At 75.7% G+C, this 21,945-nt stretch carries 17 protein-coding genes and 2 riboswitches; of the genes, 16 read left to right on the forward strand and 1 reads right to left on the reverse strand.

Annotated elements, in window-relative coordinates; translation table 11 throughout:
* The first annotated feature begins 4 nt into the window (after positions 1–4).
* The 14 genes from ACQPZA_RS10205 to ACQPZA_RS10270 all read left to right on the forward strand — a co-directional run bounded on the left by ACQPZA_RS10205 (position 5) and on the right by ACQPZA_RS10270 (position 15,629).
* Entirely contained in the window at positions 5–1,543 is a 1,539-nt protein-coding gene (locus ACQPZA_RS10205) for a cobyric acid synthase (protein ID WP_433279978.1), read from the forward strand.
* Positions 1,540–3,615, forward strand: coding sequence for a putative cobaltochelatase (locus ACQPZA_RS10210; RefSeq protein ID WP_433279980.1), 2,076 nt, complete (start codon positions 1,540–1,542; stop codon positions 3,613–3,615). Before ACQPZA_RS10205 ends, ACQPZA_RS10210 begins: the two co-directional genes overlap by 4 nt.
* 13 nt (positions 3,616–3,628) lie before the next feature.
* Positions 3,629–4,243 carry a cob(I)yrinic acid a,c-diamide adenosyltransferase gene (gene cobO, locus ACQPZA_RS10215; RefSeq protein ID WP_169398878.1) on the forward strand — a complete coding sequence of 205 codons (615 nt, stop codon included), beginning with the start codon at positions 3,629–3,631 and terminating at the stop codon, positions 4,241–4,243.
* 34 nt (positions 4,244–4,277) lie between these two features.
* Entirely contained in the window at positions 4,278–5,252 is a 975-nt protein-coding gene (locus ACQPZA_RS10220; protein WP_433279982.1) for an aldo/keto reductase, read from the forward strand.
* Between the two features lie 63 nt (positions 5,253–5,315).
* Entirely contained in the window at positions 5,316–6,704 is a 1,389-nt protein-coding gene (locus ACQPZA_RS10225) for a cobyrinate a,c-diamide synthase (RefSeq protein WP_433282751.1), read from the forward strand.
* A gap of 81 nt (positions 6,705–6,785) precedes the next feature.
* Positions 6,786–7,829, forward strand: a complete 1,044-nt coding sequence (locus ACQPZA_RS10230; RefSeq protein ID WP_169398875.1) for a patatin-like phospholipase family protein — start codon at positions 6,786–6,788, stop codon at positions 7,827–7,829.
* A gap of 208 nt (positions 7,830–8,037) precedes the next feature.
* Positions 8,038–8,199, forward strand: coding sequence for an alpha/beta fold hydrolase (locus tag ACQPZA_RS10235; RefSeq protein ID WP_433279985.1), 162 nt, complete (start codon positions 8,038–8,040; stop codon positions 8,197–8,199).
* 133 nt (positions 8,200–8,332) lie between these two features.
* Positions 8,333–9,157 carry a precorrin-4 C(11)-methyltransferase gene (gene cobM / locus ACQPZA_RS10240; RefSeq protein ID WP_169398874.1) on the forward strand — a complete coding sequence of 275 codons (825 nt, stop codon included), beginning with the start codon at positions 8,333–8,335 and terminating at the stop codon, positions 9,155–9,157.
* Positions 9,154–10,353: a precorrin-6y C5,15-methyltransferase (decarboxylating) subunit CbiE gene (cbiE, locus tag ACQPZA_RS10245; RefSeq protein ID WP_433279987.1), complete on the forward strand. Its 1,200-nt coding sequence runs from the start codon at positions 9,154–9,156 to the stop codon at positions 10,351–10,353. Before cobM ends, cbiE begins: the two co-directional genes overlap by 4 nt.
* A 28-nt stretch (positions 10,354–10,381) precedes the next feature.
* Entirely contained in the window at positions 10,382–12,079 is a 1,698-nt protein-coding gene (gene cobJ / locus ACQPZA_RS10250; protein WP_433279989.1) for a precorrin-3B C(17)-methyltransferase, read from the forward strand.
* A 117-nt stretch (positions 12,080–12,196) separates the two neighbouring features.
* Positions 12,197–12,253: riboswitch (cobalamin riboswitch) on the forward strand.
* A 65-nt stretch (positions 12,254–12,318) separates the two neighbouring features.
* Positions 12,319–12,921 carry a precorrin-8X methylmutase gene (locus tag ACQPZA_RS10255; RefSeq protein ID WP_433279991.1) on the forward strand — a complete coding sequence of 201 codons (603 nt, stop codon included), beginning with the start codon at positions 12,319–12,321 and terminating at the stop codon, positions 12,919–12,921.
* Positions 12,918–13,853, forward strand: coding sequence for a sirohydrochlorin chelatase (locus ACQPZA_RS10260; RefSeq protein ID WP_433279993.1), 936 nt, complete (start codon positions 12,918–12,920; stop codon positions 13,851–13,853). The genes ACQPZA_RS10255 and ACQPZA_RS10260 overlap by 4 nt, the downstream gene beginning before the upstream one ends.
* A gap of 5 nt (positions 13,854–13,858) precedes the next feature.
* Positions 13,859–15,070 (forward strand): uroporphyrinogen-III C-methyltransferase, encoded by a 1,212-nt coding sequence (gene cobA / locus ACQPZA_RS10265; RefSeq protein WP_433279995.1) that lies wholly within the window; start codon positions 13,859–13,861, stop codon positions 15,068–15,070.
* A gap of 13 nt (positions 15,071–15,083) precedes the next feature.
* Entirely contained in the window at positions 15,084–15,629 is a 546-nt protein-coding gene (locus ACQPZA_RS10270) for a cyclodeaminase/cyclohydrolase family protein (protein ID WP_433279997.1), read from the forward strand.
* Positions 15,630–15,635: 6 nt separating this feature from the next.
* Here ACQPZA_RS10270 and ACQPZA_RS10275 read toward each other — a convergent pair whose 3' ends face one another.
* Positions 15,636–17,168: a serine/threonine-protein kinase gene (locus tag ACQPZA_RS10275; protein ID WP_433279999.1), complete on the reverse strand. Its 1,533-nt coding sequence runs from the start codon at positions 17,166–17,168 to the stop codon at positions 15,636–15,638.
* Positions 17,169–17,242: 74 nt separating this feature from the next.
* Positions 17,243–17,362, forward strand: a riboswitch (cobalamin riboswitch).
* A 35-nt stretch (positions 17,363–17,397) separates the two neighbouring features.
* Here ACQPZA_RS10275 and cobN point away from each other — a divergent pair.
* Positions 17,398–21,204 carry a cobaltochelatase subunit CobN gene (gene cobN, locus ACQPZA_RS10280; protein ID WP_433280001.1) on the forward strand — a complete coding sequence of 1,269 codons (3,807 nt, stop codon included), beginning with the start codon at positions 17,398–17,400 and terminating at the stop codon, positions 21,202–21,204.
* Positions 21,201–21,941, forward strand: a complete 741-nt coding sequence (cobI, locus tag ACQPZA_RS10285) for a precorrin-2 C(20)-methyltransferase (protein ID WP_169398865.1) — start codon at positions 21,201–21,203, stop codon at positions 21,939–21,941. The genes cobN and cobI overlap by 4 nt, the downstream gene beginning before the upstream one ends.
* Positions 21,942–21,945: the final 4 nt, after the last annotated feature.

Here is a 21,945-nt window from a genome sequence, read left to right on the forward strand (position 1 = left end):
TGGCGTGGTCAGTGGGGCGTTGCTCGTGGCCGGCACGACGTCGGACGCCGGGAAGAGTGCCCTCGTCGCCGGGATCTGTCGCTGGCTCGCGCGCCGGGGCGTGGCCGTGGCGCCGTTCAAGGCGCAGAACATGTCGAACAACTCGGTGGTCACGGCCGACGGCGGCGAGATCGGGCGGGCCCAGGCGATGCAGGCGCACGCCTGCGGGCTGGAGCCCAGCGTCGCCTTCAACCCGGTGCTCCTCAAACCGGGGAGCGACCGCAGCTCGCAGGTGGTGGTGCGCGGGCGGGTCGAGGGCACGGTGAGCGCGCGGTCCTACTACGCGCGCAAGGCGGCACTGCTCGACGTGGTCGCTGCGGAGCTGGCCGGACTGCGCGAGCGCCACGACGTGGTGGTCTGCGAGGGGGCCGGATCGCCTGCGGAGATCAACCTGCGGGCCACCGACATCGCGAACATGGGTCTCGCGCAGGCCGCCGACCTGCCGGTGGTCGTGGTCGGCGACATCGACCGCGGCGGTGTGCTCGCGCACCTGTTCGGCACCCTCGCCGTCCTGGACGCGGCGGACCAGGCCCGCATCGCGGGGTTCGTCATCAACAAGTTCCGCGGCGACGTCTCCCTGCTCACCCCCGGGCTCGACCGGCTCGGTGTGCTCACCGGACGTCCGACGCTGGGGGTCGTGCCGTGGGCCGACGACCTCTGGATCGACGCCGAGGACTCGCTGTCCGCCGTGGCCGACGGGGTGCTCGGCCGGCCGGCGCCGCCGCACGGGTCGCAGTGGCTGCGCGTGGCCGTGGTCCGGCTGCCCCGGATCTCCAACGCCACCGACGCGGAGGCGCTGGCGTGCGAGCCCGGCGTCGCCGTCCGCTACGCGACCGAGCCGTCCCGGCTGCTCGACGCGGACCTGGTGGTGCTGCCCGGCTCGAAGGCCACCGTCGCCGACCTGGCGTGGCTGCGCCGCACCGGGCTCGCCGACGGAGTGGTCGCCCACGCACGTGCCGGACGTCCGGTGCTCGGGATCTGCGGCGGCTACCAGATGCTCGGGCGCCGGATCGCCGACCCGCACGGCGTGGAGGGGGGAGAGGCCGACGGACTCGGGCTGCTGGACCTGGAGGTCGAGTTCGCCGCCGACAAGCAGCTGGGCAACCCGGCGGGAACGGCGTGGGGCGAGGTGGTGCGGGGCTACGAGATCCACCACGGCCGCGTGGTGCACACCGGTGATCCCGCCCTGCTGACGGACGCGGCCTCGGGCGAAGCGGAGGGGTCCGACGCGGGTGTCGTCCTCGGCACCCATTGGCACGGCCTGCTCGAGAACGACGGCTTCCGGCGCAGGTTGCTGCGCCGCGTCGCGGACCAGACCGGACGGACGGGGTTCCGGCCCGCCCCCGACACCAGCTTCGCGGCGCGCCGCGGCGCCCAGCTCGACCTGCTCGGCGACCTGGTCGAGGAGCACCTCGACACCCGCACACTTGAACATGTCATCAATCACGGAACACCGGCGGACCTCCCGGTGGTGACCTCCGGTCTGGCAGGCTCCCCGGCGTGAGCACGTTCCCCTTCTCCGCCGTCGTCGGCCACGACGACCTGCGGCTCGCCCTGCTGCTCAACGCCGTGCACCCCGGTGTCGGCGGGGTGCTGGTGCGCGGGGAGAAGGGCACCGCGAAGTCCACGGCCGTGCGTGCCCTGGCGGCGCTCCTGCCCCGGCTGCACGTACTGGCGGGCTGCCGGTTCAGCTGCGACCCCGCGGCCCCCGACCCGGAGTGCCCCGACGGGCCGCACGCCACGACCGCCGGCCACGAGACCCGCGCCGCCCGGCTCGTCGAGCTGCCCGTGGGAGCCACGGAGGACCGGCTCGTCGGTTCGCTCGACCTCGAGCGCGCGCTGAGCGAGGGCGTACGCGCCTACCAGCCGGGACTGCTCGCCGACGCCCACCGCGGCGTGCTCTACGTCGACGAGGTCAACCTCCTGCACGACCACCTCGTCGACCTGCTCCTCGACGCCGCCGCCATGGGCCGCGCCCACGTGGAGCGCGACGGCGTCTCGGTGTCACACGCTGCCCGGTTCCTGCTGGTCGGCACGATGAACCCGGAGGAGGGCGAGCTGCGCCCGCAGCTGCTCGACCGGTTCGGGCTCGCCGTCGAGGTGCGGGCGGCCCGGGACGTGGCCACGCGGGTCGAGGTGGTCCGCCGCCGGCTGGCGTTCGAGGCCGATCCGGTCGCGTTCACCGCCGCATGGCGCGACGCCGAGTCCGCCACCGCCGAGCGGATCGCCGCCGCGCGGGCCCGGGTCGGGTCCGTCGTGCTGCCCGACGCCGAGCTGCGCCGGATCGCCGCCGTCTGCGCGGCGTTCGACGTCGACGGCATGCGCGCCGACCTCGTCATCGCCCGTGCCGCCGTGGCCCACGCCGCCTGGCGGGGCGCCGACGCGGTGGCCGAGGAGGACGTGCGCGTGGCCGCCCGGCTCGCGCTGCCACACCGCCGCCGCCGCGACCCGTTCGACGAGCCGGGGATCGACGACGATGCCCTCGACGAGGCGCTGCGGGAGGCGGGGCAGCAACACCCCGACGGCCCGGACGGCCCCGACGACGGCGGGGGCCCGGACGACGACGGCCCCGGTGGCGGTGGCTCCGACGGCGCCCCGGACGACGGGCGGCGCACCGGCGGCGATGCGCCCGCCGACCCTCCGCAGGCCGAGGACACGACCGCCCCGGAGCCGTCGCAGCCCGACGGTGAGCGGCAGCCCGCCCCGAGCGGTGCCGCCCCCGGTGGCGACGGCCGGGCCGCCCCCGCGCCGCCCCCGTCCACCCCGTTCCGGGCCCGCCTGCTGCAGGTCCCCGGGGTGGGGGAGGGCGCACCCGGGCGCCGGTCGCGGGCGCGCACCGACACCGGACGGGTCGTCCGCGCGTCCGGCGAGGCCCCGCGCCGCGCCGCCGACCTGCACCTCGCCGCCACCATCGCCGCCGCCGCCCCGCACCAGCGGGCCCGCGGCCGGGCGGGCGCCGGGCTGCTGCTGCGCACCGGCGACCTGCGGCGCGCCGAACGGGAAGGCCGGGAAGGCAACCTCGTGCTGTTCGCCGTGGACGCGTCGGGCTCGATGGCCGCCCGGGCGCGGATGTCGGCCGTCAGCGGGGCGGTCCTGTCCCTGCTGCGCGACGCCTACCAGCGCCGGGACAAGGTCGGGCTCGTCACGTTCCGGGGCACGGCGGCCGAGCTCGTGCTGCCGCCCACGTCCAGCGTCCCGGCGGCGCAGGTCCGGCTCGCCGCGATGCGGACGGGCGGGCGCACGCCGCTGGCGGACGGGCTGCTGCGCGCCAGGGCCGTGCTGCGCGTCGAGCGGCTGCGCGACCCGCGCCGCCGCCCCCTGCTCGTGCTGCTCACCGACGGCCGCGCCACCGTCGCCGCGCGGCCGGGCGGCGACCCCGTGCACGACGCCTGCCGCGCCGCGGCCCTGCTAGCGGCCGACGGGGTGGCCACCGTGGTGGTCGACTGCGAGAGCGGCCCGGTCCGGCTCGGCCTCGCCGCCCGCGTCGCCGCCGCGGCCGGGGGACCGGCTCTCGGGCTCGCGGAGCTCTCGGCCGACCAGGTGGCCGGGGTGGTCCGCGCCGCCCGGGCCGCGTGAGGGAGGAGCACACATGCCGCAGGGACAGGTCACGGTCGTGCCGGAGGACGGGCTCACCACCCGCCAGCGCCGCAACCGGCCGCTCGTCGTCGTCCACACCGGCGAGATGAAGGGCAAGTCGACCGCGGCGTTCGGGCTCGCGCTGCGCGGCTGGAGCCAGGGCTGGTCGATCGGGGTGTTCCAGTTCGTCAAGTCCGCCAAGTGGAAGGTCGGCGAGGAGGCCGCCTTCCGGGCGCTCGGCCGCGTGCACGCCGAGACCGGCGAGGGCGGCCCGGTCGAGTGGCACAAGATGGGCGAGGGCTGGTCCTGGACCCGCAAGCCGGGCACCGACGACGACCACGCCGCTGCCGCCGCCGAGGGCTGGGCGGAGATTCGCCGCCGTATCGAGGCACAGGCCCACGACGTCTACGTGCTCGACGAGTTCACGTACCCGATGAAGTGGGGCTGGGTCGACGTCACCGAGGTGGTCGAGGTGCTGAACGCGCGGCAGGGCCGTCAGCACGTGATCATCACCGGCCGGGACGCGGCCCCGGAGCTCGTGGCTGCGGCCGATCTCGTCATGGAGACCACGAAGGTCAAGCATCCGATGGATTCCGGGCAGAAGGGACAGCGCGGCATCGAGTGGTGAGCCGGTCACAGAACGGCGGGCTAGGGTCCGAAGCGTGGAGTACACACGACTTGGTTCGACCGGACTGCAGGTCTCGCGGGTGTGCCTGGGGATGATGAGCTACGGCTCGTCGTCGTGGCGGGAGTGGGTGCTCGACATCGACGCCTCCCGCCCCCTGGTGCGCAGTGCCGTCGAGGCCGGCGTCACCTTCTTCGACACCGCCGACGTCTACTCACTCGGAGTCAGCGAGGAGGTGACCGGCACGCTGCTCGGCGAGCTCTTCCCCCGCCGGGACGACTACGTGCTCGCCACCAAGGTCTTCTCGCAGATGAGCGACCGCCCCAACGACCGCGGCCTGTCGCGCAAGCACATCATGGCGAGCATCGACGACTCGTTGCGACGCCTGGGCACCGACTACGTCGATCTCTACCAGATCCACCGCTTCGACTCCGAGACCCCGATCGAGGAGACGATGGAGGCGCTGCACGACGTCGTGAAGGCGGGCAAGGCCCGCTACATCGGCGCGTCCAGCATGTACGCCTGGCAGTTCGCGAAGGCGCAGTACACGGCCGACCTCGGCGGCTGGACGCGCTTCGTCTCGATGCAGGACCACTACAACCTGATCTACCGCGAGGAGGAGCGGGAGATGCACCCGCTCTGCCTCGACCAGGGCGTCGGCGTCATCCCGTGGAGCCCCCTGGCCCGCGGGCGCCTGGCGCGGGTGCCGGAGCAGCGCGCCACCACCACCCGGTCCGGCAGCGACCCGATCGGCGACCGGATGTACAACGAGGCCGACGACGCCGTGGTGCACGCCGTCGCCGACGTCGCGAAGGCCCGGGGCCTGCCGCTCGCGCAGGTGGCGCTCGCCTGGATGCTGCACCAGGACGCGATCACCGCGCCGATCGTCGGGGCCACCAAGCCCGGCCACATCGAGGACGCGGTGGCGGCCGTCGACATCGAGCTGTCCGACGACGAGATCGCCGTGCTCGAGGCGCCGTACGTCCCGCACCCGGTCCTCGGCCACTCGTAACCGACACCCCCACATGGACACCTCAGGCTGTTCCCCAGCGGTCCCGGACCGCGACAGGTGTCCATGTGGTGGGCGGGGTCGGCCGTGACGGCGCGGGCGGTCGTGGTCGCGGCTCCCTCGTCCGGGAGCGGGAAGACCACCGTCGCGACGGGGCTCATGGCCGCGCTGCGGCAGCGCGGCACGGCCGTGGCCCCGTTCAAGGTCGGGCCGGACTACATCGACCCCGGCTACCACACGCTGGCGGCCGGCCGGCCGGGCCGAAACCTCGACCCGGTGCTCGTCGGGGCCGAGCGCATCGCACCGCTCGCGCGCCACGGTGCGGCCGGTGCCGAGGTGGCCGTCGTCGAAGGGGTGATGGGCCTGTTCGACGGCCGGCTCGCCGACGGCCGCGGCTCGACGGCGGAGGTGGCCGCGCTGCTCGGGGCGCCGGTGGTGCTGGTGGTCGACTGCCGGGGGCAGTCGCGCAGCCTGGCGGCGCTGCTGCACGGGTTCCGGTCGTTCGACCCGACGGTGCGGCTCGCCGGCGTCGTCCTCAACCGGGTGGGGAGCGCCCGCCACGAGACCGTGCTGCGGGCAGCCGCCGACGAGGTCGGGCTGCCGGTGCTCGGGGCGCTGCCGCGCCACGACGCGCTGGCCGTCCCGTCGCGGCATCTCGGGCTGGTCACTGCGGCCGAGCACGGAGCCGACGCGGTGGCGGCCGTGGCCGCGATGGCCGAGCTCGTGGCCACCCACGTCGACCTCGACGCGGTGCTCCGCCTGGCCGAGCCGCTGCCGGCGGGCGAGACCTGGTCGGCAGCGGATGCCGTTCCCCCGCCGGGAGCGGGGTACGCCCGGCGCACGGCGGTGTTCGGCGGCCCCGCGTTCACCTTCGGCTACGCCGAGCACGTCGAGCTGCTGGCGGCGGCGGGTGCCGAGGTCGTGGTGGTCGACCCGCTGCGCGACGAGTCGCTGCCCGCCGGGACGGCGGCGCTGGTGCTGCCCGGCGGGTTCCCGGAGGAGCACGTCGCCGTGCTGGGGGCGAACGAGAAGCTGCGTGCGGCGGTGGCCGCGCTCGCCGCCTCCGGGGCGCCGGTGCACGCCGAGTGCGGCGGCCTGCTCTACCTCTGCGAGTCCCTCGACGACGCGCCGATGTGCGGGGTGCTGCCTGCCCGGGCCGCGATGACCGGGCGGCTCACACTCGGGTACCGCGACGCCGTCGCGCTCACCCGGTCGCCGATGTTCCCGCCGGGGAGCCGGGTGGCCGGACACGAGTTCCACCGCTGCTCCGTGACCCCGGGCGCCGGTCCGGCCCGGGCGCGCGGCGGTCCTGCGTGGGGCTGGCACGGTGGCGCACCCGACGGGCCGACCACCGAGGGGTGGGTCCTCGGCGGGGTGCACGCCTCGTTCCTGCACACCCATCCGGCCGCCGATCCGGAAGGCGTCGCCCGTTTCGTCGGCGCAGCGGCCCACTGAGGCGTGATTCGTCGGTATTCCTTTTTCCTCACCGTCGTTGCTACCGTCGGGTAACTGGTCCTCACCGTTGAGGAGGGCACCATGCCGGACCGCCGGAGCACACGGGACGCGTCACGACGAGCGCCGAGGGTGGGGCTGGTGCTCGGCGCCGGTGGCATCCTCGGCTCGGCCTGGATGGTCGGCGCGCTGTCGGCGCTGGCGGCCCGGCTGGACCGCCCGCTGGGCGAGGTCGATCTCGTCCTCGGCACGAGCGCGGGCAGCGTGCTCGCCGCGGCGTTGCGCTGCGGCATGGACGTGCCTGAGCTGCTGGCCCACCAGCGGGGCGCCGACCCGGCCGACCCGGCGGACCGACGCCCCGAGGACCTGCCCGAGATGCGGGCGATCGACCGCGAGTCCGGCGAGGGGTTCCCGCCGCTGCCCCTGCCGCTGCTCGGTTCCCCGCGGCTGCTGGTCGCCGCCGCGACACCGCCGTGGCGGATGAACCCGGTGATCGCCGCGTCCGGGCTGCTGCCCCGGGGCCGAGGCCGGATGGGGTCGCTCGTCCGGATGGTCGACGTGCTCCAGGCCCGGATCGGGATCACCGCGGACGGGTGGGTGCCCGGTGCACCGCTGTGGGTCGTCGCCGTCGACTACGACAGCGGCAGGCGGGTCGTCTTCGGCCGGCCCGGAGCACCGCCGTCCTCCGTGGCCGACGCGGTGCTGGCCTCCTGCTCGATCCCCGGCTGGTTCGCGCCCCGGACGATCGACGGGCGCCGGTACGTCGACGGTGGGGTGGCCTCGTCGACGTCGCTGGCGCTGCTCGCCCGGCCCGGTGCGCCGGAGCTGGACGAGGTGTACGTGCTCGCCCCGCTGGCCAGCCACGACTACGACCGGTCCCTCGACCCGATCGTCGGTGTGGAACGGGGGGTCCGGCGGCTGATCACGCGCTGGCTCGACGCGGAGGTCGAGGCGGTGCGCGCCACCGGCGCGCGCGTCACCGTCCTGCTGCCGGGAGCGGCCGACCTGCTGGCGATGGGCGGCAACCTGATGAACCCCCGCCGTCGGGAGCAGGTGCTCGACACGGCACTGACGACCGCGTCCGAGACCCTGGCCGAAGCGCTCGGCAGCGGCCGGAGCGCCGCGTGACCGGTACCGCAGCGCGCGCCAGGAACGGCGAGGTCGAGCTGGTCTTCGAGCGGGTCGGTCCCGAGGATGGCGAGCCGCTGCTGCTGATCATGGGTCTGGGGATGCAGATGCACTTCTGGCCCGACGAGCTGTGCGCGCAGTTCGCCGACGCGGGCTTCAGCCCCGTCCGGTTCGACAACCGGGACGTGGGGACCTCGACGCATCTCACTTGCACGGCGAGGCCGACCCCCTCGTCCGCCCGGCCGCCGGGCGCGCGACGGCGGCGGCCGTCCCGGGGTCGCGGCTGGTCACCTGTCCCGGGATGGGCCACAACCTGCCCCGCGAGCTGTGGTCGTCGATCGTGGCGGAGGTGGCCGCGCTGGTGCGCTGAGGGTTCACCCAAGTTCAGGAAAGCCACTTTCAGGCCCTCTCCGGGCAGCAAAGTGGCTTTCCTGAACCGCAGGGAGCGCGGCGGGACGGGGCGCGTTTTACTTCGCTCGGCCCCGCAGCTCAGACTGTCCGGCGTGGATCGCGGGAGAGTGTCCTTCATCGGGGCGGGGCCGGGGGCGGCCGACCTCATCACCTTGCGCGGCGCGCGGCGGATCGCCGAGGCCGACGTGGTGATCTGGGCCGCGAGCCTGGTGATGGAGGAGTGCGTCACCGAGCACGCCCGGGCCGACGCCGAGCTCGTCGACTCCTCGGCGATCGCCCACGAGGACGTGCTCGCCCTCTACCGCCGGGCCGCCGCCGAGGGGCTGAAGGTGGCCCGCGTGCACTCCGGTGACCCGTCGCTGTGGGGCGCGGTGCAGGAGCAGTACGACGCGGCGGAGGAGATCGGCCTCGACGTCGAGATCGTGCCGGGGGTCTCCGCGTTCGGGGCCGCCGCCGCCGTCGCCGGCCGGGAGCTGACGATCCCCGAGGTCGCGCAGTCGGTGGTGCTCACCCGGCTCGAAGGGGGCAAGACGCCGATGCCGGAGCGGGAGAAGCTGCGCGAGTTCGCCCGGCACGGCACCACGATGGCGATCTTCCTGTCCGCCGCCCGCACCGCCCAGATGGTCGACGAGCTGCGCGCCGGTGGCTATCCGGACGACACGCCCGTCGTGGTGGCCTACCGCACCAGCTGGCCCGACGAGCTGACCCTGCGCTGCCGGCTCGACGAGGTCGAGGCGGTCTGCAAGGAGCGCAAGCTGTGGCGGCAGACGTTGTTCCTGGTCGGCGCGGCACTCGGCGCGACGGGGCGGCGCAGCCACCTCTACCACCCCGGCCACTTCCACACCTTCCGCAAGCCGGACGCCGCGGCGCGCCGCGAGCTGCGCGCGGCCCGGGCGGCCGGACGCCCCGCCCCGTGACCCTCACCGTCGTCGGGCTCGACGGCTCGCCGCTCCCGCCGGGGGCGGCCGCGGCGCTCGCGGAGGCCGAGCTCGTGGTCGGGGCGCCCCGGCACCTGGCGGCCGTGCCGCTGCCGGATGCGGCCGAGCGCGTCGAGCTGGGCCCCGTCGAGCCCGCACTGGCGAAGCTCGCGGGTCGGCGGGCCGTGCTGCTGGCCAGCGGGGACCCGGGGTTCTTCGGGATCGTGCGGCTGCTGCGCGAGCGCGGTCACGAACTCGTCGTGCTGCCCGCCCGGTCGAGCGTGCAGCTGCTGTTCGCCCGCGTCGGCCGCTCCTGGGACGACGTGGCCGTGGTGAGCGCGCACGGCCGCGCCCTCGGTCCTGCCGTCAACGTCTGCCGGGCCCGCGGGGCGACGGCCGTCCTCACCGGGCCGGGCGCCGGGCCCGCGGAGATCGGCGCCGCCCTCGACGGCTGGCCGCGCGCGCTCGTCGTCGCCGAGGACCTGGGCGGTCCGGGGGAGCGGGTGACGACCGTGCCGGCCGCCGAGGCCGCCACCCGGGCGTGGCATCCGCTCTCCGTGGTGCTGTGCCTGCGCGCCACCGACGCGCCGGAGGTACCCGCCCGCGGCTGGTTCGCCGGCGGCGATCCCGCGCCGCCCCCCGGGGGGTGGGCGCTGCCCGACACCGCCTTCGAGCACCGCGCCGGGATGGTCACGAAGGCCGAGGTCCGGGCCGTCGCGCTGGCCCGGCTCGCCCCGCGCCCCGGCACCCTCGTCTGGGACGTCGGCGCCGGGTCGGGCTCGGTGGCGGTCGAGTGCGCCCGCCTCGGTGCGGCGGCGCTCGCGGTGGAACGCCGCGACGACGACGCCGCCCGGGTCCGCGCCAACGCCGACGTCCACGGCGTCGAGGTGCGGCTCGTGGCCGGCACGGCGCCCGCCGCGCTGGCCGGGCTGCCGCGCCCGGACGCCGTGTTCGTCGGCGGTGGGGGCCCCGAGGTCGTCACCGCCGCTGCTGCGGCCGGCCCGCAGCGGGTCGTCGTGGCGCTCGCCGCGCTGGACCGGATCGCCCCGACCCGCGCCGCGCTCCTGGCCGCCGGCTACGCGACCGGCGGCACGCAGATCGCCGCGAGCCGGCTCGCCGAGCTGCCCGACGGCTCGGTCCGGCTCGCGGCCACCAACCCGATCACGCTCGTCTGGGGAGAGGTGCAGGACCGATGACCGACGCTCCGCTCGGTGGGTGCGGCGCATGAGCATCGCGCTGTTCGCCGTGACCGAGGCCGGCAGGCGGGCCGCCGCCGAGGTGGCCGGCCCGCTCGGCGCCACCCCGCACGAGCTGGACGAGCTGGCGCAGCTGTGGCCGCGCCTGGACGGGGCCGTGTTCTTCCTCGCCACCGGCGCCACCGTGCGGCTGATCGCCCCGCTGCTGGCCGACAAGCGCACCGACCCCGGGGTGGTCTGCGTGGACGAGGCCCGCCGGTTCGCCGTGGCACTCGCCGGCGGGCACGAGGGCGGGGCCAACGCCCTCGCCACGCGGGTCGCGGCGGCGCTCGGCGCCGAGCCGGTGATCACCACCGCGTCCGACGCCGCGGGGAGCACGGGCCTCGACGAGCTGGTGGGGCTGCTCGGCGCCACCGTCGACGGAGACCTCGCCGCCGCCGGCACCGCGCTGCTGGACGGCGCCGCGCACGTGGAGAACCCGCTCGGCTTCCCGCTGCCACCGATGCCGCCCGGCACCGGGGAGCCCCGGCACCGGATCGTGATCACCGACCGGGTGCCACCGGCTCCGGCCACAGCAGCGGGTGTGACACGGCTCGTGCCGCCGACGCTCGTGGTCGGAATCGGCAGTGCCCGCGGGGTCCCGCCCGAGGCGGTGGCGGCGGTCCTGGACCGGCTCCGGACCGGGCCCGGGCTCGACCTGCGGGCCGTCCGCGCCTACGCGAGCGTCGACCTCAAGGCCGGGGAGGCCGGCATCCTCGCCGCGATCGCCCCGGCCGAGCTGCTCACCTACCCGGCCGCGGTGCTGGCCGGCGTCGACGTGCCGAACCCCAGCGAGGTGGTGCGCGCCGAGGTCGGCACGGCCAGCGTCGCGGAGGCGGCAGCGCTGCACGCCGCGGCCGAGCTGGGCGGCGGCGCCCCCGTCGAGCTGGTCGTCGAGAAGATCAAGGGCGACAACGTGACGGTCGCGGCCGCGCGGATCCGCCCCCGGGGCCGGCTGGCGATCGTCGGTCTCGGGCCCGGCGCCGCCGACCTGCGCGTGCCGCGGGCCGACACGGAACTGCGGCGTGCGTCGATCGTGGTGGGCCTCGACCAGTACGTCGACCAGGTTCGGCACCTGCTGCGGCCGGGCACCGAGATCCGGGCCAGCGGTCTCGGCGACGAGGAGCAGCGCGCCGCCGACGCCGTCGCCCTCGCGGCGAAGGGGCACGCCGTGGCGCTGATCGGCTCCGGCGACGCCGGCGTCTATGCGATGGCGAGCCCCGCGCTGCAGGGCGCCGGACCCGACATCGACGTCGTCGGGGTGCCCGGTGTGACCGCCGCGCTCGCCGCCGCGTCGCTGCTCGGGGCTCCGCTCGGCCACGACCACGTGCTGATCTCGCTGTCGGACCTGCACACCCCCTGGCCGGTGATCGAGCAGCGGGTGGCGGCCGCCGCGTCCGCCGACCTCGTCACCTGCTTCTACAACCCGCGCAGCCGCGACCGGCACTGGCAGCTCGGCGCCGCACTGGACGCGTTCCGGGCCCACCGCCCCCCGACGACACCCGTGGGCGCGGTGCGGCAGGCCGGCCGGCCCGGGCAGCGGGTCTGGACGGCCGCACTGGCCGACTTCGACCCGGGAGAGGTGGACATGCTCACCACGGTGGTGGTCGGCTCGTCGGCGACGAGGATGGTGGCGGGCCGCATGGTGACCCCCCGCGGCTACCGCTGGACGGCTGCCCCGCCGTGAGCGCACCCCCGGCAGGTTCAGGAAAGCCACTTTCCTGCCCTCTGCGGGCAGCATCGTGGCTTTCCTGAACCAGGGGGCCGGCAGCCGCGGGTTATGCTCGGCGCGATCGGCAGCGTGGAACCCGGTGCGATCCCGGGACGGTCCCGCCACTGTGACCCCGGGCGATCCGGGGGAGTCAGACCCCCGCCGCCGATGACCACCGAACCCGTCCGGGCGTGGACACCCGGGGAGGAGAGAGCGTGCGCGCCACCGTGCACCCCATCGAGGTGCAGTCGTACGCGATCCTGCGTTCCCGGCTCGACGTCTCGGACCTGCCCCCGCTCACCCGCGCGGTCGTGGAGCGGGTGGTCCACACCAGCGCCGACCCGAGCTGGGCGGGCGACCTCGTCTGCGCCGAGGACGCGCTGCGCGCCGGCCGCACGGCGTTGCTCGCCGGGGCGCCGCTGGTGACCGACGTGCGCATGGTCGCCGTCGGGATCACCGCCCGGCCCGCCACGGTGGCCATCGATCTGCCCGGCGTGCGTGAGCTCGCGGCCGCCGAGGGGCTCACCCGGTCGGCTGCGGGGATCCGCGTCGCCGTCGGCGAGCACCCGGCAGGCGCCGTCTGGGCCATCGGCAACGCGCCCACCGCGCTGGCCGAACTGGTGCGCTGCGCCGTGGCCGGCCTGGTCACCATGCCGCTGGTGGTGGGGCTGCCCGTGGGGTTCGTCGGCGCGGTGGCGGCGAAGGCCGCACTGCGCTCGGCGCCGCTGCCCGCCGTGTCCAACCGATCGGAACGGGGCGGGGCGGCCGCGGCGGCCGCCGCCGTCAACGCGTTGCTGTACAGCGAGGAGACCCCATGAACGTCCCGCCGGTGCTGCTGGTCGGCCACGGAACGGTCGACGCCACGGGCGTGGCCGAGTTCGTGGCGTTCACCGACCGGGTCCGGCGGGTGCTCGCCGCCGAGAACGTCGACGTGGACGGCGGGTTCATCGAGCTGTCCCAGCCGACCGTGCACGAGGCCTGGACGGCCCTGTCCGGCCGGGGCCACACCGCGCTGGCGGCGGTGCCGATGGTGCTCGTGGCCGCCGGGCACGCGAAGGGCGACATTCCCGCGGCGCTGCAGCGGGAGGTGGTGCGCGACCGGGCCACCAGCTACGTGCTCGGTCGCCCGCTCGGCCCGCACCCGGTGCTGCAGCACCTGCTCGACCAGCGGGTCACCGCAGCGCTGCGGGGCGACCCGGGAGCGGGCACGGCCGTGCTGCTGGTCGGGCGGGGCTCCACCGACCCGGACGCCAACGCGGAGGTCTGCAAGGTCGCGCGGCTGCTGCAGGAGGGCAGGCCGTACGACTTCGTCGAGCCCGCGTTCGTCTCGCTGGCCCGCCCCGACGTCACCGCCGGGCTCGCCCGCTGCCGGGCGCTGGGCGCGCGTCGAGTGGTGGTGGCGCCGTACTTCCTGTTCGACGGCGTGCTGCCGCGGCGGGTCGTCGACCAGGCCACGGCGTTCGGCGCGGAGCACCCGGACGTCGACGTGCGCATCGCGGGCTACCTCGGCGACTGCGACGAGCTCGCCGGGCTCGTCGTCGAGCGCTACCGCGAGGCGCTGCACGGCGACATCAGGATGAACTGCGACACCTGCGCGTACCGGGTGCTGCTGCCCGGGTTCGAGGACAAGCTCGGGGCCGCCCAGACCCCGCACCACCATCCCGACGACCCGGCCCACGGCCATGGCCATGGCCATGGCCACGGGCATGGGCACGGGCACGAGCAGGTGGAAGCGGTGGCCGGAGAATGAGGATCGTGGACCCCTATCTGGTCGGGCTGGACCTCGGCGGCAGGCGCGTCGTCGTGGTGGGCGGTGGCGCGGTCGCCCAGCGGCGGATCACCGGCCTGCTCGCGGCCGGAGCCGACGTCGAGGTCGTGGCGCCCGAGGTCACCCCGGCGGTCGAGGGCATGGCGACGGCCGGGGAGGTGCGCTGGAGCGCGCGGACCTACCGCGACGGTGACCTCGACGCCGCCTGGTACGTCGTCGCGTGCACGGACGACCCGGCCGTCAACGCGGCGGTGGGCGCCGACGCCGAGGCCCGGCGGATCTTCTGCGTGCGCGCCGACGACGCACCGGCAGGCAGCGCGGTCACCCCGGCCGTGGGACACCACGACGGGCTCACCGTCGGGGTGCTCGCCGGCCGCCGCCCCCGGCGCTCGGCGGCGGTCCGCACGGCGCTGGTCGAGGCGCTGCAGACCGGCCTGGTCGACGACTCCGCCGAGCCGGTGCATCCGGGCGTGGCGCTGATCGGCGGCGGCCCGGGCGACCCGGAGCTGATCACCGTGCGGGGCAGGCGGCTCCTGGCCCGCGCCGACGTCGTCGTCACCGACCGGCTCGGCCCCCGTGACCTGCTCGACACGCTCGCCCCGCACGTCGAGGTGATCGACGCCTCGAAGATCCCCTACGGCCGCGCGATGAACCAGGCCCGGATCAACGAGCTGCTCGTGGAGCACGCCAGGGCCGGCCGGTTCGTCGTCCGGCTCAAAGGCGGCGACCCCTACGTCTTCGGCCGCGGCTTCGAGGAGGCGCTCGCCTGCGCCGAGGCCGGCGTCCCCGTCACCGTCGTGCCCGGCGTGACCAGCGCGTTCGCCGCGCCCGCGGTGGCCGACGTCCCGGTGAGCCATCGCGGGGTCGCCCACGAGATCGTCGTGGTGTCGGGGCACGTCGCCCCCGGCGACCCGCGCAGCCTCGTCGACTGGCCCGCGCTCGGCCGCCTGCGCGGCACGCTCGTGCTGCTGATGGCGGTGGAGCGGATCGACGCGTTCGCCACCGCGCTGATCGAGGGCGGCCGCCCCGCCGACACGCCCGTCGCCGTGGTGCAGGACGGGACGATGCGGATCCAGCGTTCGCTGCGCGCCACCCTCGCCACGGTGGCCGACGCCGTGCGCGAGCAGGGGATCAGCCCGCCCGCGGTGATCGTCGTGGGACCGGTCGCCGGGCTGGCCCACGAGCCGGTCACCGGCTGAGAGAGGGAGACCCGTGCCGGACGAGGAGTCGCTGCTCGATCTCACCGTGCGTGAGCTGCTCGACGCGGTGGCCGCCCGCACCTCCGCCCCGGGCGGCGGTGGGGCTGCCGCACTCGCCGCCGCGCTGGCCGCCGCGCTCACCGGGATGGCGGCGCGGTTCGGCGACGGTTCCGCCGCGCAGGAGGCCGACGCCCTGCGCGCCCGCGCCGCCCTGCTCGCCGATGCCGACGCCGCGGCGTACCGGGCGTACCTGGCGGCGGTGCGCCTCCCGCGCGACGACCCCTCCCGAGCCGATGCCGTGACCGTCGCCCGGCGCGACGCTGTGGGCGTGCCCGCGGAGATCGGGGAGATCGCGGGCGCGGTGGCCGACCTGGCCGCGGGGATCGCCCGTGACGGCAACCCGAACCTGCACGGCGACGCGGTGGCGGCGATCCACCTCGCGGCGGCGGCCGCGGCCACCGCCGCCGAGCTGGTGGCGGCGAACGACCCGCCCGACGACGCGCTGGCAAGCGCCCGCGCGGTGGCCGACGCCGCGCGGGCGCGCGCGGCGCAGGCCTGAACCCTCTCAGCAGGCCTGCGGCGGGGCGATCGTGCGCGCCCCGCGGATCAGCAGGCCAGGGGCGGGGCCGGCCAGGCGGTAGGTGAGCTGCCAGTTCGTGCAGGTCTGGCCGCCCGGGCCCAGCTCGGCGGACTGGGTGCTGGTGAACGCCACGTCCACCTCGAGCCCGTCCGCGTCGTCGTCGCGCACCGCCGTCAGCACGGGGTTGTGGATGACCGTGGTGGCCTGCCCCTTCGCCCACACCTCCAGCCCGCTGCTGGCGATGTCGGAGTCGGGGTGCAGGAGGGCGAACGCGTCGGCGTAGCGGTTCTCGTTGATCCCCGCGACGTACTCGTCGATCACGGTGCGGGCCTCCTCCAGCGCGGGGTGCGCCACCCCCGGCGCCACATCGACCAGGTGCTCGCGCGGGAGCGCGGCGCCCGACGTGCCGGTGGCGGCTGCGGGTTCGCTCGGTGCGGCGCTCACCGACCGTGGACGGTCGACGAGCTGCAGGAACGCGATCGTGGCGAGCGCGGCCACCAGCACCGCGGCGACCGTGGCCACGACCAGTGGACGGCGCCCGCGCCGGGGCGGCACCAGCGCGGGCGGCGGTGCGAACTGCGGGGCCGGGACGGCGGGGGGAGGCAGGCGCGGGACGTACACCGTCGCGGTGGTGCCGGGCCCGCCGGCGGCCGGGCCATCGACGACGGCCCGGGTGACCGGCTGTCCCGTGGCGCGCTGCGCGCCCTGCAGGGCCTCGGCGGCCTCGGCGGCGGAGGCGAACCGGTCGCCCGGCGCCTTCGCCATCAGCCGCTCCACCACCCGGCACACCGCGTCGGGCACCCCTGCCGGGCGCAGGTCGGGCACCGGGTCCCGGGCGATCCGCGCGACCGTGGCGAACAGCTCCTCGGTGTCGGTGACGAACGCCGGACGGCCGGTGAGCAGCGCGAACATCGTGGCGCCGAGCCCGTAGAGGTCGGCGGCGGGGGTGGCGTGCCCCTCCAGCAGCCGCTCCGGCGACGCGTAGGCCGCGCTCGCGCGGATCCGGCCGACGGCCGTGGTCTCGGTGACGCCAGGCAGGCGCGAGATGCCGAAGTCCCCGAGCTTCGGCTCGCCGTAGCGGGAGACGAGCACGTTGGCCGGTTTGAGGTCCAGGTGCAGGATGCCGGCGCGGTGCGCCGTCTCCAGCGCTCCGGCCACCGTGACCGCGACGTCCAGGACCTCGGCCCACGGCAGCGGCCCGTCCCGGCGGATCCGGTCGGCGAGCGACCCCGCCGACATCAGGTCCATCACGATGTAGGGCTCGCCGCGGGCGGTGGTGCCGCTGCGGTGCACCGTGACGATGTGGGGGTGCCCGGACAGCGCCCCCATCGCCTGGCACTCGCGGACGAACGCGCGCCGCACACCGTCGCCGTCGAGCCGCTCGTGCAGCACCTTCACGGCGACCCGGCGGCCGAACTCCGGCTCCTCGGCGGCGTAGACGGTGCCGTACCCGCCCTGGCCGACCACCTCGGGACGGGCCAGCCCCGGGATGCCGGGTTCTGGCACGTCAGAGATCATCGGCGCAGTCTAGGGATGATCGTGGGGGCGTCGGCATCCTCACGCCGCGTTGACCCGTGACCTCCCGATGTGTTCCAGTGCTCCCCGACGTCAGTGGAGGAAGCCGGTGTGAGTCCGGCGCGGTCCCGCCACTGTCACCGGGCCGGCACGCGCGGGCCTGGGAGCCAGACACTCGCTGCCGTCGCACCTCCCACCGAGTAGAGGGCGCGGACCCTCGGAAGGAACGCTGATGACGCGCGCTGCCTCCGCCACTGCCGGCCCGGAGGGGTCCGCCGCCGACGGGGCTCCGAGCACCGTCCTGCTGTTGTCCACCGCCGACACCGAACTGCTGGCCGCCCGCAGCTCGGGGGCCCTCTACCGCACGGCCAACCCGGCACGCGTCGAGCCCGCCGGCCTGGCCGCGCTGCTCGACGGCGTCGACGTGGTCGTGCTGCGGCTGCTCGGCGGGCGCCGCGCCTGGCCGGAGGGGGTCGACGCGCTCGTGGCGTCCGGGCGTCCCGTCGTGCTGCTGGGCGGGGAGGCCGCGCCCGACGCGGAGCTGATGGCCGCCTCGACGGTGCCGGCCGGTGTGACGTCGGAGGCGCTGGCCTATCTCGCCGCCGGCGGGCGGGACAACCTCCGCGAGCTGCACCGGTTCCTGTCCGACACGGTGCTGCTGACCGGCGAGGGGTTCGCCCCGCCCGCACCCGCCCCCGACTTCGGGGTGCACGGCGAGCGCGAGCAGGTCCCCGGCCGTCCGACGGTTGCGGTGGTCTTCTACCGGGCGCACGAGCTGTCGGGAAACACCGCGTTCGTCGACACGCTCTGCGACGCGATCGAGGCGCGGGACGCCAACGCGCTGCCGGTGTTCTGCGGGTCGCTGCGCGGTGTCCCGTCCGCCGGGGCGGACGGCCTGATGGAGCTCCTGGGCCGGGCCGACGCGCTGGTCGCCACCGTCCTCGCCGCGGGGGGCACCCGCGCGAGCGACGCCGTGGCGGGCGGCGAGGAGGACTCCTGGGACGCGGGCGCGCTCGCCGCGCTGGACGTGCCGGTGCTGCAGGGGCTCTGCCTGACCACGTCGCGGGCCACCTGGGCCGACTCGGACGCCGCGCTCTCGCCCATGGACGCCGCGATGCAGGTGGCGATCCCGGAGTTCGACGGCCGGCTGATCACGGTGCCGTTCTCGTTCAAGGAGGTCGACGCGGGCGACGACATCCCCGTGTACCGGGCCGACCCCGAGCGCGCGGCCCGGCTGGCCGGGCTTGCCGTCCGCCACGCCCGGCTGCGGGCCACGCCCGTCGCCGAGCGGAAGCTCGCCGTGGTGCTGTCGAGCTACCCGACCAAGCACGCCCGCGTCGGCAACGCGGTCGGGCTGGACACCCCGGCGTCCGCGGTGGTGCTGCTGCGCGCGCTGCGGGACGCCGGCTACGCGGTGGGGGACTTCCCGGAGGACTCCGACGAGCTGATCCACACGCTGATCGCCGCCGGTGGCCACGACGTGGAGTGGCTCACCGAGGACCAGCTCGCCGCCGCCCCGTCACGGGTGCGGCTGGAGCACTACCGCCGCTGGTTCGACGCGCTGCCGTCCGCGCTGACCGACGGGATCCGGGAGCACTGGGGCGAGCCGCCGGGGTCGCTCTACGTCGACGGAACCGACGTCGTGCTCGCGTCCCTGCAGTTCGGCAACGTGGTGCTGATGATCCAGCCGCCGCGCGGGTTCGGGGAGAACCCGGTGGCGATCTACCACGACCCCGACCTGCCGCCGTCGCACCACTACCTGGCGGCGTACCGCTGGCTCGACCACGAGTTCGGCGCGGACGCCGTGATCCACCTCGGCAAGCACGGCACGCTGGAGTGGCTGCCGGGCAAGGGGCTCGGGCTGTCGGCGGAGTGCGCCCCGGACGCCGTGCTCGGCGAGCTGCCGCTGGTCTACCCGTTCATCGTCAACGACCCGGGCGAGGGCACGCAGGCCAAGCGCCGCGGCCACGCCGTGGTCGTCGACCACCTGGTGCCGCCGATGGCGCGCGCCGACACCTACGGCGAGATGGCGAAGCTCGAACAACTGCTCGACGAGTACGCCACCGTCGCCGCGATGGACCCCGCGAAGCTCCCGGCGCTGCGCGCGCGGATCTGGGAGGTCGTCACCACCGCACAGCTGCACCACGACCTGCACGTCGACGACGCGCCCGGCGAGCAGGAGTTCGACGACTTCGTCCTGCACATCGACGGGTACCTGTGCGAGGTCAAGGACGTCCAGATCCGCGACGGCCTGCACGTGCTGGGTGGGGTGCCTGCCGGCGAGGCCCAGGTCAACCTGGTGCTGTCGATCCTGCGCGCCACACAGGTCTGGGGCGGGAAGCGGGCGCTGCCCGGCCTCCGCGCCGCGCTGGCGGCGTGGGCGGGCATGGACGAGCAGTCCCTTCTCGCGGCTCCGGGTGAGCGGTTGCAGCAAAGCCACTTTGACGCAACCTCGTTGCATGAAAGTGGCTTTGCTGCAACGGGGGCTGCAACGGGGGCTGCACCGGGGGCTGCAACGGGGGGCACCCCGCTGGAGCGGCTCGTCGGGCTCGCCGGGGGGCCGGCCGTCACCGGGGCCGATCTCGTCGACGTGCTGGAGGGCGTCGCTCGCGCGCTCGTCACGGAGGTGCAGGGCCGGGGCTGGAGCGGCGCGGCGCAGGTGTGCGCCGATCTGCTGGGGGAGGAGATCCCCGACGTGGTGGCGGTGCTGCAGTTCGGCTGCGCCGAGGTCGTGCCGCGGCTGAACCGCACCACCGACGAGATCGCCGGCGTGCTGCACGCCCTCGACGGCGGGTACGTGCCCGCCGGGCCGTCGGGCTCGCCGACCCGCGGCCTGGTCAACGTGCTCCCGACCGGGCGCAACTTCTACTCCGTCGACCCCAAGGCGATCCCGTCGCGCTCGGCGTGGGAGATCGGGAGCGCGCTGGCCGACTCGCTCGTCGCCCGCCACCTCGCCGACACCGGCACCTACCCGCAGAGCGTCGGGCTCACGGTGTGGGGGACCTCGGCGATGCGCACCCAGGGCGACGACCTCGCCGAGATCCTCGCGCTGATCGGCTGCCGCCCGGTGTGGGACGAGGCGTCGCGGCGGGTCACCGGGGTCGAGGTCGTGCCGCTCGAGGAGCTCGGCCGCCCGCGTATCGACGTCACGGTGCGGATCTCCGGGTTCTTCCGCGACGCGTTCCCGCACGTCATCACGCTGCTCGACGACGCGTTCGGGATGGTGGCCGAGCTGGCCGAGCCGCCCGAGCAGAACCACCTGCGCGCCCACGTCGAGGAGGACGTGGCCACCCACGGCGACCGCCGCCGGGCCACGGCCCGGATCTTCGGCTCGAAGCCGGGTGCCTACGGCGCCGGGCTGCTGCCGCTGATCGACGCCCGCAACTGGCGCAGCGACGCCGACCTCGCCGAGGTCTACGCCGTGTGGGGCGGCTACGCGTACGGCCGCGGCCTGGACGGCCGCGAGGCGCGCGCCGACATGGAGCAGTCGTTCCGGCGGATCGCGGTGGCGGCCAAGAACCAGGACACCCGCGAGCACGACATCGTCGACTCCGACGACTACTTCCAGTACCACGGCGGGATGGTGGCGATGGTGCGCGCGCTGACCGGGCGCTCGCCCGCCGCGTACGTGGGTGACTCGGCGGTCACCGACGCCGTGAAGACCCGCACGCTCGCCGAGGAGACCAAGCGGGTCTTCCGGGCGAGGGTCGTGAACCCGAAGTGGATCGCCGCGATGCAGCGCCATGGCTACAAGGGCGCGTTCGAGCTCGCCGCCACCGTCGACTACCTGTTCGGCTACGACGCCACCGCCGGCGTGGTCGACGACTGGATGTACGCCCAGCTCGCCGAGAGCTACGTCTTCGACGAGACCAACCGCGACTTCATGCAGCGGTCCAACCCGTGGGCGCTGCGCGGGATCACCGAGCGGCTGCTCGAGGCCGCCGACCGCGGGCTGTGGGCCAAGCCCGACGACGCCGTGCTCGACCGGCTGCGCCAGACCTACCTCGACCTCGAAGGCGACCTGGAGGGCGAGTCGTGACGAACACGCTGGTGGGGGTCGGGGTCGGCCCCGGCGATCCGGAGCTGGTCACCGTGAAGGCGGCCAACCTGCTGGCCAAGGCCGACGTCGTGTTCGTGCCCGTGGCCGACTCCGGCGAGACCGGACGCGCCGAGCAGACCGTGCTCTTCTACGCCGAGGCGTGGCGGGTGGAGCGGGTGGTGTTCGCGCTGCACGACCGCGAGCACACCCACCGCCGGGAGCAGGCCTGGGACGCGGCCGCGGCGCAGGTGGCGCGCTGGTACGCGCGGCACCCGGGCGGCACGGCGGTGTTCGCGACGATCGGCGACCCGTGCGTCTACTCCACGTTCAGCTACCTGGCCGCGTCGGTGCGGTCGGTGGTGGGGGAGCTGTCGGTCGAGCTGGTGCCGGGGATCACCGCGATGCAGGACCTCGCAGCGCGCAGCGGCACGTCGCTGGTCGAGGGCCGCGAGGCGCTCGCCCTGTTCCCGATGACCGCCGGGCCCGAGCGGTTCCGGGAGGCGCTCGCGCGCGGGGACGCCGTGGCCGCCTACAAGTTCGGGCGGATGCTGCCCGAGACCCTCGCCGTCCTGCGCGAGACGGGCCGGATCGACGAGGCGGTGTACGGCGCGGGGCTGGGGCTCGCGGAGGAGGACATCCGCCCCGCCCGCGACCTGGACCCGCACGAGCCCGGCCCCTACCTCTCCACGCTGGTCGTCCCGCCGAAACGCGACGGCCGCGGCCACGGACTGCGCTGACGCC

It is taken from the genome of Pseudonocardia xinjiangensis (assembly GCF_050948425.1).
In the GTDB taxonomy this organism is placed as follows: Bacteria; Actinomycetota; Actinomycetes; order Mycobacteriales; family Pseudonocardiaceae; genus Pseudonocardia; species Pseudonocardia xinjiangensis.